Genomic DNA, 15,010 nt, shown 5'->3' with positions numbered 1-15,010 from the left:
GATACCGGAGGGTATCGGTTCGCGCGTGCCGAAAGGTGTCGCGAATCAGGCGTTCTGGCCGACCGTGTCGAAGACCCGGCAGTCGAAGAAGTCCTCGCCCTCGGACAGCAGGTAGGCCTGCGCCTCGCCCACGTGGAAGTACATTCCGTGCAGCTCCAGCGTGCCTTCGGCGAGCCGCCTGGCCACCGATTCGTGGGCCCGCAGGTGCTCCAGCTGCTGCACCACGTTGGTCAGGCACAGCTGCTCCACGGCGTCGGCCGGGAGCCGGCCCGAGATACGCGCCCAGGCGTGGTGCCTGCTCGCCATCCGCTCCAGGCTGGGCAGCCCGTGCCGCAGCCAGCGGCGCAGCGGGGTGATGGGCGTTCCGGGGGAGGAGTTGAGCAGGGCCTGCATGGCCCCGCAGCCCGAGTGCCCGCACACGGTGATGCTGTCCACCTTGAGCACGTCGACCGCGTACTCGATGGCCGCGGCGACGGAGTCGTCGGTGGACTCGGCGCCCGGCAGGGGGACGAGGTTGCCGACGTTGCGGACCGTGAACAGGTCGCCCGGTCCGCTGGCCGTGATCATGCTGGTGACCAGGCGCGAGTCCGCGCAGGTGAGGAAGAGCTGCGAGGGCCGCTGTCCCTCGCGGGCCAGGCGGGCCAGCTCGTCCCGTACGTGCGGTGCCGTATCGCGCTGGAAGGCGCTGATCCCGCTGGCCAGTTGACCGGCGCCGCGCCGCCGCTGCGGAGTCGGCGCGGGGGCCGCCGGCAGGGCCGCGGCGGCCGGGTCCGGAAGAAGGGTGTCGACGGCCTGGTGGTCGCAGTGGTTCTGCCACGGGGTCCAGGGGCGGCAGCACTGGTGCTTCCCGCTCTGCGTGGCGCGCTTTGCCGCATCGGAGCGCGGGAAACCGTCGGCCCGGCGGCCGGTGACCTCCACCGATCCGCCGTGGGCGAGGTGGGAGTCCTGCCAGTCGCGCAGGGTCTCGTAGGCAGCGTGGTCCATGAAGGAGCCGTCCAGCTCGATCAGCGCACGCCCGTCGTGCGGGATCTGGTTCAGCACCCGGCTCAGGCGCGGTACCGCGAGGAACGTCAACTGCCCGCGCGCCCACACCCGGTGGACGCCGGTGTCCAGCTGCTCCAGCGTGATCCGGGTCTTGGCCAGCCGGTGCAGCGCCAGGGCGACCGCCACCGCGATGCCGATGGCCACGCCTTCCAGGACCCCGCCGAGGACCACGGCCGCGATGGTCGTGCCGTAGACCGGGATCTCCCGGTGCCGGGTGACGCTGCGCAGGTGCGTGATGTTCACCATCTGGATGCCCACGGCCATGACCAGCGCGGCCAGCGCGGCGAGCGGGATCAGGTCGAGGACGGGGACCAGCAGCCCGGCCGCGAGCACGATCCAGAAGCCGTGCAGCATGGATGACTTCCGGCTGACCGCGCCGGCCTTGACGTTGGCCACGCTGCGGACGGCCACGCCCGTGATCGGCAGTCCGCCGAGGGCCCCGGAGACGATGTTCGCCGCGCCCTGGCCGCGCAGTTCGCGGTTGAGGTCGACGCGCGGCGGGCGGTCCGTACCCCGCTCGGAGGCGATCAGCTTGTCGGTCGCGACCGCGGAGAGCAGCGACTCGACGCTGCCGACCAGGGTGATGGTCAGTACGGCGGCGATGAGGCCGAGCACGGGCCCCTCGGGCATTTCGGGCAGGGCGTGGCTGCGCCAGGACGGCAGGTCGACCCGCGGCAGCGAGAGCCCGGCCAGGGCGGCGAAGACGGTGGCCGTCGCGACGGCCGCGAGCGCGGCCGGCACCTTGCGCAGGGCGCTGCCCGTCCGCCCGGGCAGCCGCGGCCAGCCGAGCAGTACGACCAGGGTCAGCGCGCTGACGCCGAGCGCGGCCGGGTGCAGGTCCGCCAACTGGCCCGGCAGGCCGAGGACGTTCGAGATGGCGGAGCTCTGCGGGGTGCCGCCGAGCACGATGTGCAGCTGGGCCAGCGCGATGGTCACGCCGATGCCGGCGAGCATGCCGTGCACGATGGCCGGGCTGACCATGAGCGCCGACCGGGCGGTGCGCAGCAGGGCGAGGCCCAGCTGGCAGAAGCCGGCGAGCACCGTGATGGCACATGTGGTGCGCCACCCGTAGTGCTGGATCAACTCGGCGGTGACGACGGTGAGTCCGGCCGCGGGGCCGCTCACCTGGAGCGGGGCGCCGCCCAGCCGCGCGGCGACGATTCCGCCGACCGCCGCCGCGACCAGTCCGGCCTGGAGCGGTGCGCCGGTGGCCAGGGCGATGCCGAGGGAGAGCGGCAGGGCGATCAGGAACACGGCGGCGGATGCGGAGAGGTCCGCCGGCAGGTCCTTGCGGAGCTGTGTGCGGTCTTTGGCTGTGGGGATGCGTGGGGTGGCTGTCATAAGGTCCCGTCTCCTCGGGGGAGGGGTGAAGGGGCGGGAGTCTCAACACTCGGTAAATGGATGGTAATGGAGAGTAAAGGCCTATGGTTGAAAATACGGGCAAATGGACTATAAATTAACCCTCTTGAGTGATTAAGCATTTTGTACGGCTTGTCCTACCTTCCTCACGTCAGACCGCATGGGACGTTGCGGCGCGGAAGTCCTGCGATGGAACTGCGAGGGAGAGGTGGGGCGGATGATCGCCGCCACGAAGAAGATCGCCGGCGGCCTGGTCGCCACGGCCCTGGTCCTGGGAGTCGCCGGGTGCAGCGGCTCGGAGCCCGCCAAGTCCCCGGCCCCCGGCCCCCAGAAGGCCCGCGAGGGCGCCGCCGCCCCCGAGGCCGCCCCCGGCAGCGTCAACCGGCCCATCGGCGACGGCTCGACCGCGTACACGGGCGCCCAGCCGAAGGTGCAGAAGGCGCAGAAGCTGGGGCCCGGTGAGAAGCCGCCGCAGTTCGTCGTGTTCTCGTGGGACGGGGCCGGCGAGGACAGCCAGAAGCTCTTCTCGCACTTCCGCGAGGTCGGCAGGAAGTACAACGCCCGGATGACGTACTTCCTCAGCGGTGTCTACATGCTCCCGGAGGAGAAGCGCTCCCTCTACACCGCCCCGCAGCACGAGCCCGGCCGTTCGGACATCGGCTTCGGCGACCTCCAGGGCATCAAGGACACCGCCACCCAGGTCCGCGGGGCCTGGCTCGAGGGCAACGAGATCGGCACCCACTTCAACGGCCACTTCTGCGGCCCCGACGGCGGCGTCGGCACCTGGTCCGTGGACGAGTGGAAGAGCGAGATCAGCCAGGCCAAGTCCTTCGTCAAGAACTGGAAGACGAACGCGGGCCTGAAGAACATGGAGGCGCTCCCCTTCGACTACGACAAGGAGCTCATCGGCGCCCGCACCCCCTGCCTCGAAGGCCAGAAGAACTTCATGCTCGCGGCGAAGGACCTGGGCTTCCGCTACGACTCCAGCGGCATCAGCAAGCAGATCTGGCCCAAGAAGACGGACGGGCTCTGGGACATCCCGCTGCAGCTGGTCCCCGTGCCGGGGCGGGCCTTTGAGACCCTGAGCATGGACTACAACTTCATGACGAATCAGTCCGGCACGACCTCTCAGGGCGACCCCTCGCAGCACGCGTACTGGGGCGACCAGATGCGCGACGGCCTGCGCCAGGCCTTCGACCGCGCCTACCAGGGCAACCGGGCGCCGCTGATCATCGGCAACCACTTCGAGTCCTGGAACGGCGGCACCTACATGCGCGCCATCGAGGAGTCCATCAAGGGGATGTGCACCCAGAAGGAGGTCCGCTGCGTGCCGTTCCGCGAGCTGGCGGACTGGCTGGACGCGCAGGATCCCAAGGCCGTGGAGTGGATGCGCACCCTCGACGTCGGCGAGGCGCCGAAGGAGGGCTGGGCGAAGTTCCTGACCGCGGGGCCGCCGCCCGCACCGCCGACGGCCCCCGCCGGGGTCACGCCGGCTGAGGAGCAGGCCGAAGCCGCGGCGGACGAGGGCTGACGAGGGCCTCCGCCCCTTCCTCGACCCCCTCGCGCAGGACGAAGCCGGGGTCGACCTGGTCCGCCAGGTCGACCCCGGTCTTGGCGTTGCCCCAGCTCTCCGCGTTCTTCAGGTGGAACCGCACCATCTGCTCGGTGTACCGGTCCCAGTCGCGGTGCGCGTACGAGTCGTCCGCCGCGTCCTGGAGGGACTGGAGGGCGAGCCGGTTGGTCGCCTCCAGCAGCTCGAAGGCGGCCGGCCGGCCCTTCTCCATGGCCCGCACCCAGTCGGAGTGCCCGACGGTGACCAGCAGGTCCTCGCCGACCTCGTCCTGGAGGAACTCGATGTCCTCGGGGCCCTGCACCTTGTTGCCGACGACCTTGAGCACGACCCCGAAGTCCCGCGCGTACTCCTTGTACTGCCGGTAGACGGACACGCCCTTGCGGGTCGGCTCGGCGACCAGGAAGGTCACGTCGAAGCGGGTGAACATGCCGGAGGCGAAGGAGTCGGAGCCCGCGGTCATGTCGACGACGACGTACTCGTCGGGGCCGTCGACGAGGTGGTTCAGGCAGAGCTCGACCGCCCCGACCTTGGAGTGGTAGCAGGCCACGCCCAGGTCGGCCTCGGTGAACGGCCCCGTGGCCATGAGCCGTACGGGCTCCCCGTCGAGCAGGAGCGTGCGCGCGCAGGCCTCGTACACCGGGTTGTCCTCGGTGACCCGCAGCAGGCGCGAACCCCGGCCGGGCGGGGTGGTCTTGATCATCGTGTCGGCGGACGCGATGCGCGGGTTGGAACCCCGCAGGTAGTCCTTGATCAGGGGCAGGTGCGCGCCGAGTGCGGGCAGTTCGGCGGCCTCGTCCTCGCCGAGCCCGAGGGCGGTGCCCAGGTGCTGGTTGATGTCGGCGTCCACCGCGACGACGGGGGCTTCATTGGCGGCGAGGTGGCGGATGAAGAGGGAGGACAGCGTGGTCTTGCCGCTGCCGCCCTTTCCCACGAAAGCGATCTTCATGTTCACCAAGCGTAGTGGGTCGAAAGCGCTGAGTTGTCAAGGTGAGTGAAGAAGACCACTCCAAGGAGGGGTCGGTGCCAGGGGCGTGCAGTGCGTAGGCTCCCTACTTATGAGTAGCGCTTCTGACCCGCTGGCCGCCCTGACCGGGCTGCCGGGCGTCGCCGATTCCGTGGATTCCGTACGCAAGGCCGTGGACCGCGTCTACGGGCACCGGGTCATGCGCCGCCGCAGTGGCGAGATCACCTCGGAGGCGGCGCTGCGCGGCGCGCGCGGGAGCGCGGCCCTGTCCGGCGCGGACTGGGCGCTCGAAGAGGTGCGGCGGCGTACCGACTTCGGTGCCGAGCCCGAGGCGCTGACGGTGGGCGCGGCGCTGCGGCTGACGGCGGAGGCCGGTCAGCTGCTGAGCATCTGGCGCCAGTCGCCGCTGCGGGTCCTGGCGCGTCTCCACCTGGTCGCCTCGGGGTCCACGAAGGACGGCGACGTGGTGGGCCGGCCCCGCCTGGCGGGCGAGCCGGTGGACGAACCGCTGGTGGGGCTCCCGCTGCCGAGCGCGGACGAGGTCGCGGGGCGGCTGGACGGGCTGTCCCGCCTGGTCATCGCGGGCGGCTCCGCCCCGGCGCTGGTCACGGCGGCGGTGGTGCACGGGGAGCTGCTGGCCCTGCGCCCCTTCGCCACCTACAACGGGCTGGTGGCACGGGCCGCCGAGCGCATCGTCCTGATCAACAGCGGTCTGGACCCGAAGGCGATCTGCCCGGCGGAGGTCGGCCACGCGGAACAGGGCCGGGACGCGTACCTGGCCGCCTTCGAGGGGTACGTCTCCGGCACTCCGGAGGGGATGGCCGCCTGGATCGCGCACTGCGGCCGCGCGATCGAGCTCGGTGTGCGGGAGTCGACGGCGGTCTGCGAGGCGCTGCAGCGCGGCGCGGCCTGAGGCTCGCGAAGGACCCCGAAGTACCTCGAAGTGCCCCGGGGCGCCTGGTGTTCCGGGCTTCCGGGCCCGGACATGGGTTGCGGCGACACCGTACTGCTTTGGTGTCGCCGCTGGCACTTACGCCCAGTTACCAAGCGTCCTCGAAAGTTGCCCATCAGGTCGGGAGCTTTGCCCGTCACCTGGTGCGGCTGGCCCGTAATCGACGGGTCGACGTCGCGTGGGTGCTCGGCGTTCATGCTTCGGTCCGTGGGCCTTACTGCGTTTTAAAGATGATCCTCTCGGATGTTCTTTGGTCTCGCGGGCCGTTGCTTTATTTGTACTCCGCTTCGGAGCCATGCGAAACCCCTGGCTCCAGTTTTTACTTTCCGGGGCGATCATGGGCGAACCGGACAGCCCGTATCGCCCCAGGTCAGGACATTCAGGAGGGCGGGGTGCGGTCGGGAGGGCGCCGTCAGGAGGACGAGGCGGCGGCCAGTGCGCTGGCCCGGCGCCGGCTCGCGTACCAGACCAGCCCGGCGGTCGCGGCCGCGGCGCCGACCGCCGCGGCGGCGACGAGAGCGGGGCGCGCGGGCATCGACAGCCCGGGCAGCCGCTGCTTCAGCCGCACCGGGCGGTTGAACACGAGCACCGGCCACTCCCGGGCCAGCGCCTCGCGGCGCAGCGCGCGGTCGGGATTCACGGCGTGCGGGTGCCCGACCGCCTCCAGCATCGGGATGTCCGTGACCGAGTCGCTGTAGGCGTAGCAGCGGGCGAGGTCGTACCCCTCGGACTCCGCGAGCTCGCGGACGGCTTCCGCCTTCGTGGGTCCGTAGGCGTAGTACTCGATCTCGCCGGTGAAGCAGCCGTCCTCGCCGACCACCATGCGCGTGGCGACGACGCGGTCGGCGCCGAGCATCTCGCCGATGGGCTCGACCACCTCCGCGCCGGAGGTCGACACGATCACCACGTCGCGGCCCGCGGTGTGGTGGGCCTCGATGAGGGAGGCGGCCTCGTCGTAGATGATCGGGTCGATGAGGTCGTGCAGGGCTTCCGCGACGATCTCCCGGACCTGCTGCACGTTCCAGCCCTTGCAGAGGGCGGAGAGGTACTCGCGCATCCGTTCCATCTGATCGTGGTCGGCGCCGCCGGCCAGGAAGATGAACTGCGTGTACGCGGTGCGCAGCACGGCTCGCCGGTTGATCAGGCCGCCCTGGTAGAAGGACTTGCTGAACGTCAGGGTGCTCGACTTCGCGATGACCGTCTTGTCCAGGTCGAAGAAGGCTGCGGTGCGAGGCGAGGAGTGCGGCAAGGGCTGATTTTCCACGCTCCGAGCATATGCGCCCACCATTCGGCGTAAGGTGTGGCGCGTGGGTTTGCCTGAGAAGGCTCTCGGGTACACCATGGAAGTCACGGATCGTTCGCGACCGTGCTAACCCGGTCTGGCTCCTCCCCCCCCGAGTCGGACCGTGGGGACGACCCCCGCTCTCCCCCCCGGCGGGGGTCGTCGCATGTCCGGACGCGGTTCGCGTCCCTGCCTTCGGCCCCAAGTGACCATCCCTTCGGCCCTCCTTTGTGGATGGAGCCTCCGCGGCGAAGGCCCTCACCCCTTGAGACTCGTGACGCTGCGTAGTGGTTCCGCCGCGCTCTGGAACTCACCTGTGAGGGTGACCGGGTTATTCACAATCGACGCGTTGTCCACAGTTTTTGAGCAAGATCCACTTCTTTTTTCCGATCGCTGCACGGTGATTCCAGCCGCGAAGTCCGCGGTGCTGGATTTCGCAGGGAGAAGGGGGCGGAGATCGTGGCTCGATCGAAGTCGTGTGAAACACCGAAGTCTGCGGTGGCCGGGGCGGTGGCCACGGCCGCGGGGCCGACCGGGGGCGCCGGCGGGCGGCCGCTGATCATCACCGAGGATCCGCTGCTGCTCGACGATCTGCTGCGGCTGTGCGCCGCCGCGGGCGCCGAGCCGCACGTGCACCACGAGGTGCCCGAGCCGAGCGGTGCGGGCGGACCGGGCGGAGGCGTCGGCTGGGAGTCCGCACCGCTCGTGCTGGTCGGGGACGACGCGGCCGGGCGGGTGCGCGGGGCGCCGCGCAGGGACGGCGTGTTCCTCGTCGGACGGGACCTGGACGACCCCCTCGTGTGGCAGCGGGCGGTCGAGATCGGCGCCGAGGAGGTGCTGCGGCTCCCCGACGCGGAGAGCCGCTTGGTCGACCGGATCGCCGACGTGGTGGAAGGAGCCGGGCGGCCCGCCCTCGCCGTGGGGGTGATCGGCGGCAGCGGCGGGGCCGGGGCCTCCACGCTCGCGTGCGCCCTCGCCCTCCGGGCCGCCCGTACCGGTGAGCGCACCATCCTCATCGACGGGGACCCGCTGGGCGGCGGCATGGACGTCCTGCTCGGGGGCGAGGCCGCGGAAGGGCTGCGCTGGCCCGACTTCGCGGCCTCGCGCGGACGGGTCGGCGCGGGAGCCCTGGAGGAGTCCCTGCCCGAACTGCACGCCCTGCGCGTGCTCAGCTGGGACCGCGGGGACCGGGTGGTGGTACCGCCCGCCGCGATGCGGTCGGTGGTGGCCGCCGCGCGGCGCCGGGGCGGGGTCCTGGTGGTCGACCTGCCGCGGCGGGTGGACGAAGTGGTGGCCGAGGTGCTGGCCCAGCTCGACCTGGTCCTGCTGGTGGTGCCGGGCGAGCTGCGCGCGGTGGCCGCCGCGGGCCGGGTGGCGGCCGGAGTGCGGATGGTGGCCCGGGACGTCCGCGTGGTCGTACGGGGGCGCTGCCCGGGCGGCCTCGAACCGGAGGCCGTGGCCGCGCTGCTGGGCGCGCCACTGGCCGGTGAAGTCCCGGTCGAGGTGGGGCTCCCCGGCCGGGTGGCCGAAGGGGAACCGCCGGGGGCGCAGGGGCGGGGCGCGCTGGCCCGCTTCTGCGACGGCTTCTGGAAGCGGGCGCTCGGCTCCGCCCAGGGGGTGCCGGCATGAGCGCGGTGCTCCTGGACGCGGTGCGCAGGCGGCTCGCCGAGACCGGGGCCGAACCGACCCCGGCGCGGGTGGCGGCGGCCCTGCGGGCGCAGGGCCGGCTGCTGGGCGACGCGGAAGTGCTCGGTGTCGCCGCCGAGTTACGGTCCGAGCTGGTCGGCGCCGGTCCGCTGGAGCCGCTGCTCGCCGACCCGGAGGTCACCGACGTGCTGGTGGCGGCTCCGGACCGGGTGTGGGTGGACCGGGGCGGCGGGCTCGAGCTGACCGGGGTGACCTTCGAGGGCCCCGAGGGCGTGCGCAGGCTCGCCCAGCGGCTGGCCGCCGTGGCGGGACGCCGGCTGGACGACGCCCGGCCCTGGGTGGACGCCCGGATGCCGGACGGCACCCGGCTGCACGCGGTGCTCCCGCCGGTGTCCGTCGGGTCGGCCTGTCTCTCGCTGCGCGTGGTGCGGCCGCGCGCTTTCACTCTGGAGGAGCTGGTCGCGGCGGGCACCCTTCCGCCCGGCGGGCAGCGGCTGCTGCGGGAGATGATCGAGGCCCGGCTCTCGTTCCTCGTCTCGGGCGGCACCGGAACGGGCAAGACCACTCTGCTCAGCGCCCTGCTGGGGCTGGTGGGTCCCGCGGAGCGGATCGTGCTGGCCGAGGATTCGGCCGAGCTGCGCCCCGACCATCCGCATGTGGTGCGGCTGGAGACCCGGCCCGCCAACCAGGAGGGCGCGGGCCTGGTCACCCTGGCGGACCTGGTGCGGCAGGCACTGCGGATGCGCCCGGACCGGCTGGTGGTCGGCGAGGTCCGGGGCCCTGAGGTCGCCGACCTCCTGGCGGCCCTGAACACGGGACACGAGGGCGGCTGCGGCACGGTCCATGCCAATGCGGCCGCCCACGTCCCGGCCCGGCTGGAGGCGCTGGGGACGGCCGCCGGGCTCGACCGGGCCGCCCTGCACAGCCAGTTGGCGGCCGCGCTGACCCTGGTGGTCCACCTCGTCCGGGACCGGGAAGGGCAGCGCCGGGTGGCCGAGGTGCACGTGCTGGAGCGGGACGCGGCCGGGCTGGTGGTCACCGTGCCGGCGCTGCGCTGGTCCGCGCGGGGCTTCGTACGGGAGCGGGGCTGGGAGCGGCTGCGCCCCCTGCTGCGGGGTGCCCGGTGAGCCCCGGGGCCGCGCTGCCGGTGCCGGTGTTCGCCGGGGTGCTGTGTGCCGCGGCGGCCGCCTGGGGGCTGGGCGGCGCGGACCGGGTGTCCCGGTGGGCCCGGGTGGTGCTGGCCGGGGGCGGTCCGGTGGTGCCCCGTGGTCCGGCCCGCGTGGAGCGGCTGCTCGTCGGCGTACGGGTGCGGTCGGCGCGGTGGCGGGAGTGGGCCGCCCTCGGGGCGGGGCTGCTGGTCGCGGTGGTCGGCGGGTCGGTGATCCCGGTGCTGGCGGGAGCCGCAGCCGTGCCACTGGTGCGGCGGTGGCTGCGGACCCGGGCGCGGGAGCGGGCCCGGGTGGCGCGGGCCGCCGAGGTGGTCGCGCTGTGTGGGGCGGTGGTGGGCGAACTGCGGGCGGGAGCCCAGCCGGGGCAGGCCCTGACCGCGGCGATACGGCGCACGGTGGACGGCCCCGGTGGCCCGGGTACGGCGGAGGCGGGGGTGCTGGCCGCCGCGGCGTTCGGCGGGGACGTGCCTGGGGCGCTGCGGCAGGCGGCCCGCGAGCGGGGCGCCGAGGGGCTGGCCGGGATGGCCGCCTGCTGGCGGGTGTCGGTGGACGGCGGCGCGGGTCTGGCCGCCGGGCTGGACCGGCTGGAAGGCGCTCTGCGGGCCGAGCGGGACCGGCAGGAGTCGCTGCGCGCCCAGCTGGCGGGGGCGCGCTCCACGGCGGTGGTGCTCGCCCTGCTGCCCCTGGTGGGGCTGCTGATCGGCACCGGGCTGGGTGCGGATCCGCTGCGGGTGCTGCTGCACACCCCGATGGGGTGGGGGTGCCTGGTGGCGGGAGCGGTGCTGGAGGCGCTGGGGCTGCTGTGGTGCCGGCGGATCGTAAGGACGGGGGAGCGGTGATGGGCGGCTTCGCGATCCACAGGCTGGGGATGGCGCTGTGCCTGGCGCTGGCGGCGCTGTGCACGGTGGCGGCGCTGGCGGCGGGGATCCGGGAGCGGCGGACCCGGCGCAGGCTCGGGCTTCTGCTGGGGGTGCGGCCGGGGCGGCGGGAGCCGGTGTGGCGTGCCCGGTCGCGCGGCGCGGTGGCCGCCTGGGCCGGGCCGGCCGGGGCGCTGCTGGCGGGCTGGGTGCTCGTCGGCGGGATGGCCGGGGTTGCCGTCGGAGGCCTGGCGGCGCTCGGAGTACGGCGCTGGCAGGGCAGGGCGCGCCCGGCGGCCGGGGTGGATCCGAGGGAGGCTGAGCGTCAGCTGCCGTTCGCCGCCGACCTGTTGGCCGCCTGTCTGGCGGCGGGGGCCGGGCCCGTGGAGGCCGCCGAGGTCGTGGGGGAGTCGCTGGGCGGCCCGGTGGGCGAGCGGCTGGCGCGGGCCGGGGCCGAACTGCGGCTCGGCGGTGAACCGGGTGCCGGGTGGGGGAGGTTGGCGGAGATACCGGGCGCCCGCGCCCTCGCGGAGTGCCTGGAGCGGGCCGCCCGGACGGGCGCCCCCGCGGCGGAGCCGGTCTCCCGGCTGGCGTCGGCCCTCCGCGAGGACCGGACCCGGCAGGCCGGTGCCAGGGCGCAGAAGGCGGCGGTGCTCATCACGGCCCCGGTCGGGCTGTGTTTCCTGCCCGCATTTCTCGCGATCGGGGTCGCTCCGGTGGTGATCGGAATGGCCTCCGGACTTCTCTCGAACACCTGAGGTCACATGAGCCACGCACATTAACCACTCACATCAACAACGGAAATCAACAGGAGTAGTCATGAGGATCATCTGGTTTCGGATGCGGACGGCACTGAGCGGCCGCGGACGCGATGCGGGGATGTCCACTTCGGAATACGCCATGGGCACGATCGCGGCCTGTGCGTTCGCCGCTGTTCTGTACAAGGTGGTGACGAGCGAGGTGGTCTCCACGGCCCTTCAGTCGACCATCGGAAAGGCACTCGATGTGCCGTTCTGAGGACGATTCCGGAGCCGTCCGGGAAACGGGGGACCGGGGATTCGTCACGGCGGAGGCGGCCCTGGTCATTCCCGCTCTGGTGCTCTTCGCCGCGCTGCTGGTGTGGGCGCTGATGGCGGCGGCCGCGCAGATCCGGTGCGTGGACGCGGCCCGGGCCGGTGCTCGGGCGGCGGCCCGGTCGGAGCCGGCGGAGGTGGCGGTGGCGGCGGCCCGGGCGGCCGCCCCGTCGGAGGCGAGGGTCGAGCTGGAGCGGGAGGGCGACCTCTGGCGGGTCAGCGTGGCGGCCCCGGCTCCGGGCCCGCGCGGACTGCCGGTGCGGCTCGGGGCGCAGGCGGTGGCCCTGGCGGAGGACAGCGTGGGGCCGCCGCCGTGAGCCGGGACCGGGGTTCGGCGACGGTGTGGGCGGTGCTGGCGGCCACGGTGCTGGTCGCGGTGTTCGGCGGGGTGCTGCTGCTCGGCCAGGCGGTGGTGGCCCGGCACCGGGCGGCGGCCGCCGCCGACCTGGCGGCGCTCGCGGCGGCGGCGGCCTGGGCCCACGGGCCCGAGACGGCCTGTGCGGCGGCGCTGCGGGTGGCCCGGGCGCAGGGCGCGGCCCTGGCAGCCTGCGGGCTGCGGGGCGAGGTCGCGGAGGTCACGGCGCGCCCGGCGGCCGGGGCCTTCACCCCGGAGATCCGGGCCCGGGCGGGTCCGCCTCGGGAGGAGCCTGCGCCAGGAGGCGGGTGAGCAGGCGGATGGCGCCCCGCTTGTGGAGGGGGTCGTTGCCGTTGCCGCACTTGGGCGACTGGATGCAGGACGGGCAGCCGGCCTCGCATTCACAGGCCGCGATGGCGTCGCGGGTCGCCGTCAGCCAGGCGCGGGCCGTGTGGAAGGCCCGTTCCGCGAACCCGGCGCCGCCGGGGTGGCCGTCGTAGACGAAGACCGTGGGGAGGAGGGTGTCGGGATGCAGCGGCACGGAGACGCCGCCGATGTCCCAGCGGTCGCAGGTGGCGAACAGCGGGAGCAGGCCGATGGAGGCGTGCTCGGCGGCGTGCAGGGCGCCGCCGAGGATCTCCGGGTTGATCCGGGCCTCGTCGAGCTGGTCCTCGGTGACCGTCCACCACACGGCCCGGGTGCGCAGGGTGCGGGGCGGCAGGTCGAGTTTGGCCTCGCCCAGCACCTCGCCGGTGATCAGTTTGCGCCGCAGATAGGAGACGACCTGGTTGGTGACCTCGACGGAGCCGTAGCAGAGCCGGGCCGGGCCCCAGGGGACCTCGGTCTCGGTCTCCAGGACGGAGATGGAGGTGGTGTCGCGGGCGGTGGTGGAGAAGGGCGGGTTCGCCTCCTCGACGAGGGCCGCCGCGTCCTCCAGGTCCAGGTGCTTCACGAGATAGGTGCGGCCCTGGTGCAGGTGGACGGCCCCCTCGTGGACGGCGGTGTGGGCGGCCGATTCGTCGACCGTGCCCAGCAGCCGGCCGGTCGAGGCCTCGACGATCTGCACCGGGCGGCCGCCGCCGCCCCGGATGTCGGTCAGGTCCGAGGCCCGCTCCCGGCGGGTCCAGTGCCAGGCCGTGGCCCGCCGGCGCAGCAGCTTCGCGGCTTCGAGCTGGGGGAGGAGGTCCTTGGTCGCCGGGCCGAAGAGGTCCAGGTCGGCGTCGGTCAGCGGGAGCTCCGCCGCGGCCGCGCACAGGTGGGGGGCGAGGACGTACGGGTTGTCGGGGTCCAGCACGGTCGCTTCCACGGGCTGCCGGAACAGCGCCTCGGGGTGGTGGACGAGGTAGGTGTCCAGTGGGTCGTCGCGGGCGATCAGCACGGCCAGGGCGCCCTGGCCCGAGCGCCCGGCCCGGCCCGCCTGCTGCCACAGCGACGCCCTGGTGCCCGGGTAGCCGGTGATCAGGACCGCGTCCAGGCCCGAGACGTCCACGCCCAGCTCCAGGGCGGTCGTGGCGGCCAGTCCCAGCAGCTCCCCGGAGTGCAGGGCCCGCTCCAGGGCCCGGCGCTCCTCGGGCAGGTAGCCGCCCCGGTAGGCGGCGACCCGCCGGGCCAGTGACCGGTCCACCTCGGAGAGGCGTTCCTGGGCGATCACCGAGATCAGCTCGGCGCCGCGCCGGGAGCGCACGAAGGCCACCGTACGGACCCCCTGGACGACCAGGTCGGTCAGCAGGTCCGCGGTCTCCGCCGTGGCCGTACGGCGTACGGGAGCGCCCTTCTCGCCGCGCAGCTCGGTGAGGAGCGGAGGCTCCCACAGGGCGAAGACGACCTCGCCGCGCGGCGAGGCGTCTTCGGTGATCTCGATCACTCGGGTTCCGGTCAGCCGGGAGGCCGCCGCCGCCGGGTCGCTGGCGGTGGCCGAGGCCAGCAGGAACACCGGATCGGAGCCGTAGCGGGCGCACAGCCGCCGCAGCCGGCGCAGTACCTGGGCCACATGGGAGCCGAATACCCCGCGGTAGGAGTGGCACTCGTCGATCACGACGTAGCGCAGGGCTTTGAGGAAGGAGGACCAGCGGGGGTGGGCCGGGAGGATGCCGCGGTGCAGCATGTCGGGGTTGGTGAGGACGTAGTTGGCGTACTGGCGCACCCATTCGCGTTCTTCCACCGGCGTGTCGCCGTCGTAGACGGCGGGGCGGACCGCGTTGCCGAGCGGGGCGGCCAGCTCCCGCACGGCGCGCCGCTGGTCGGCCGCCAGAGCCTTGGTCGGGGCCAGGTAGAGGGCGGTCGCACCCCTGCCGTTCGGTGCCTCGGCGCCGTCCGCGAGGGCGGAGAGCACGGGCGCCAGGTAGGCCAGGGACTTGCCCGAGGCGGTGCCGGTGGCGACCACGACGGAGTCGCCGTCCAGGGCGTGCTCGGCCGCCGCGGCCTGGTGTTCCCACGGATGGGCGATCCCGGCCGCCTGAATCGCGGCTACTACATCCGTTCGGATGCGGTCGGGCCAGACTGCATGACGGCCCTCCCGAGGGGGCAAGTGCTCCGTATGGGTGATGCGCGCAGCCCGGGAAGGCCCCCGTGACAGGCGGTCCAGGACCGTGCCGGGAGTGGGTCGTGGGTCCGCGGGTGCCGTGGGCCGACCGGGGCGGTGAGTATTGGCCATTGGAACCGAGTGTGTCACTGGCGTGCGGGACAATGGTCCCAAGGCGTCGTGCGCGCCTGCCGGTAAGTGATTGAATGCCATC

13 protein-coding genes are annotated in these 15,010 nt (G+C 73.4%); 9 read left to right on the top strand and 4 right to left on the bottom strand.

Going from position 1 to position 15,010, the window contains the following annotated elements:
* Positions 1–45 precede the first annotated feature (45 nt).
* A complete protein-coding gene (locus ACFWP3_RS13740) occupies positions 46–2,385 on the bottom strand; it encodes a SulP family inorganic anion transporter (RefSeq protein WP_384219936.1) in 2,340 nt (779 codons plus the stop codon).
* Positions 2,386–2,620: 235 nt separating this feature from the next.
* Here ACFWP3_RS13740 and ACFWP3_RS13735 point away from each other — a divergent pair, with 235 nt between their 5' ends.
* Positions 2,621–3,934 (top strand): hypothetical protein, encoded by a 1,314-nt coding sequence (locus tag ACFWP3_RS13735; protein ID WP_384219934.1) that lies wholly within the window; start codon positions 2,621–2,623, stop codon positions 3,932–3,934.
* Here ACFWP3_RS13735 and ACFWP3_RS13730 read toward each other — a convergent pair.
* Positions 3,888–4,922 (bottom strand): ATP-binding protein, encoded by a 1,035-nt coding sequence (locus ACFWP3_RS13730; RefSeq protein WP_384219932.1) that lies wholly within the window; start codon positions 4,920–4,922, stop codon positions 3,888–3,890. The genes ACFWP3_RS13735 and ACFWP3_RS13730 overlap by 47 nt on opposite strands.
* A 109-nt stretch (positions 4,923–5,031) precedes the next feature.
* Here ACFWP3_RS13730 and ACFWP3_RS13725 point away from each other — a divergent pair, with 109 nt between their 5' ends.
* Positions 5,032–5,853 carry an oxidoreductase gene (locus ACFWP3_RS13725; protein WP_384219930.1) on the top strand — a complete coding sequence of 274 codons (822 nt, stop codon included), beginning with the start codon at positions 5,032–5,034 and terminating at the stop codon, positions 5,851–5,853.
* Positions 5,854–6,304: 451 nt separating this feature from the next.
* Here the strand turns inward: ACFWP3_RS13725 and ACFWP3_RS13720 are convergent, their stop codons facing one another.
* Positions 6,305–7,180 carry an HAD family hydrolase gene (locus ACFWP3_RS13720; RefSeq protein ID WP_384219927.1) on the bottom strand — a complete coding sequence of 292 codons (876 nt, stop codon included), beginning with the start codon at positions 7,178–7,180 and terminating at the stop codon, positions 6,305–6,307.
* A gap of 492 nt (positions 7,181–7,672) precedes the next feature.
* Here ACFWP3_RS13720 and ssd point away from each other — a divergent pair, with 492 nt between their 5' ends.
* The 7 genes from ssd (at position 7,673) to ACFWP3_RS13685 (ending at position 12,587) form a co-directional block, all read left to right on the top strand.
* On the top strand, positions 7,673–8,803 hold the full coding sequence (ssd, locus tag ACFWP3_RS13715; RefSeq protein ID WP_384219993.1) for a septum site-determining protein Ssd: 1,131 nt from the start codon (positions 7,673–7,675) through the stop codon (positions 8,801–8,803).
* Complete coding sequence (locus ACFWP3_RS13710) at positions 8,800–9,948, top strand: TadA family conjugal transfer-associated ATPase (RefSeq protein WP_384219926.1); 1,149 nt, start codon at positions 8,800–8,802, stop codon at positions 9,946–9,948. The genes ssd and ACFWP3_RS13710 overlap by 4 nt, the downstream gene beginning before the upstream one ends.
* Positions 9,945–10,829, top strand: coding sequence for a type II secretion system F family protein (locus tag ACFWP3_RS13705; protein WP_384219924.1), 885 nt, complete (start codon positions 9,945–9,947; stop codon positions 10,827–10,829). Before ACFWP3_RS13710 ends, ACFWP3_RS13705 begins: the two co-directional genes overlap by 4 nt.
* A complete protein-coding gene (locus ACFWP3_RS13700; protein WP_384219921.1) occupies positions 10,829–11,605 on the top strand; it encodes a type II secretion system F family protein in 777 nt (258 codons plus the stop codon). The genes ACFWP3_RS13705 and ACFWP3_RS13700 overlap by 1 nt, the downstream gene beginning before the upstream one ends.
* Before the next feature lie 61 nt (positions 11,606–11,666).
* Positions 11,667–11,864, top strand: coding sequence for a DUF4244 domain-containing protein (locus ACFWP3_RS13695; protein ID WP_384219919.1), 198 nt, complete (start codon positions 11,667–11,669; stop codon positions 11,862–11,864).
* Complete coding sequence (locus ACFWP3_RS13690; protein ID WP_384219916.1) at positions 11,851–12,237, top strand: TadE family type IV pilus minor pilin; 387 nt, start codon at positions 11,851–11,853, stop codon at positions 12,235–12,237. Before ACFWP3_RS13695 ends, ACFWP3_RS13690 begins: the two co-directional genes overlap by 14 nt.
* The gene (locus tag ACFWP3_RS13685) at positions 12,234–12,587 is read left to right on the top strand and encodes an Rv3654c family TadE-like protein (RefSeq protein WP_384219914.1); all 354 of its coding nucleotides are present in this window, start codon (positions 12,234–12,236) and stop codon (positions 12,585–12,587) included. The genes ACFWP3_RS13690 and ACFWP3_RS13685 overlap by 4 nt, the downstream gene beginning before the upstream one ends.
* Here the strand turns inward: ACFWP3_RS13685 and ACFWP3_RS13680 are convergent.
* The gene (locus ACFWP3_RS13680; protein ID WP_384219912.1) at positions 12,523–15,009 is read right to left on the bottom strand and encodes a DEAD/DEAH box helicase; all 2,487 of its coding nucleotides are present in this window, start codon (positions 15,007–15,009) and stop codon (positions 12,523–12,525) included. The genes ACFWP3_RS13685 and ACFWP3_RS13680 overlap by 65 nt on opposite strands.
* Between the last annotated feature and the right edge of the window lies 1 nt (position 15,010).

The organism is Streptomyces sp. NPDC058525 (assembly GCF_042719495.1).
Lineage (GTDB): Bacteria > Actinomycetota > Actinomycetes > Streptomycetales > Streptomycetaceae > Streptomyces.
This window is presented reverse-complemented; position numbering and strand designations above follow the sequence as displayed.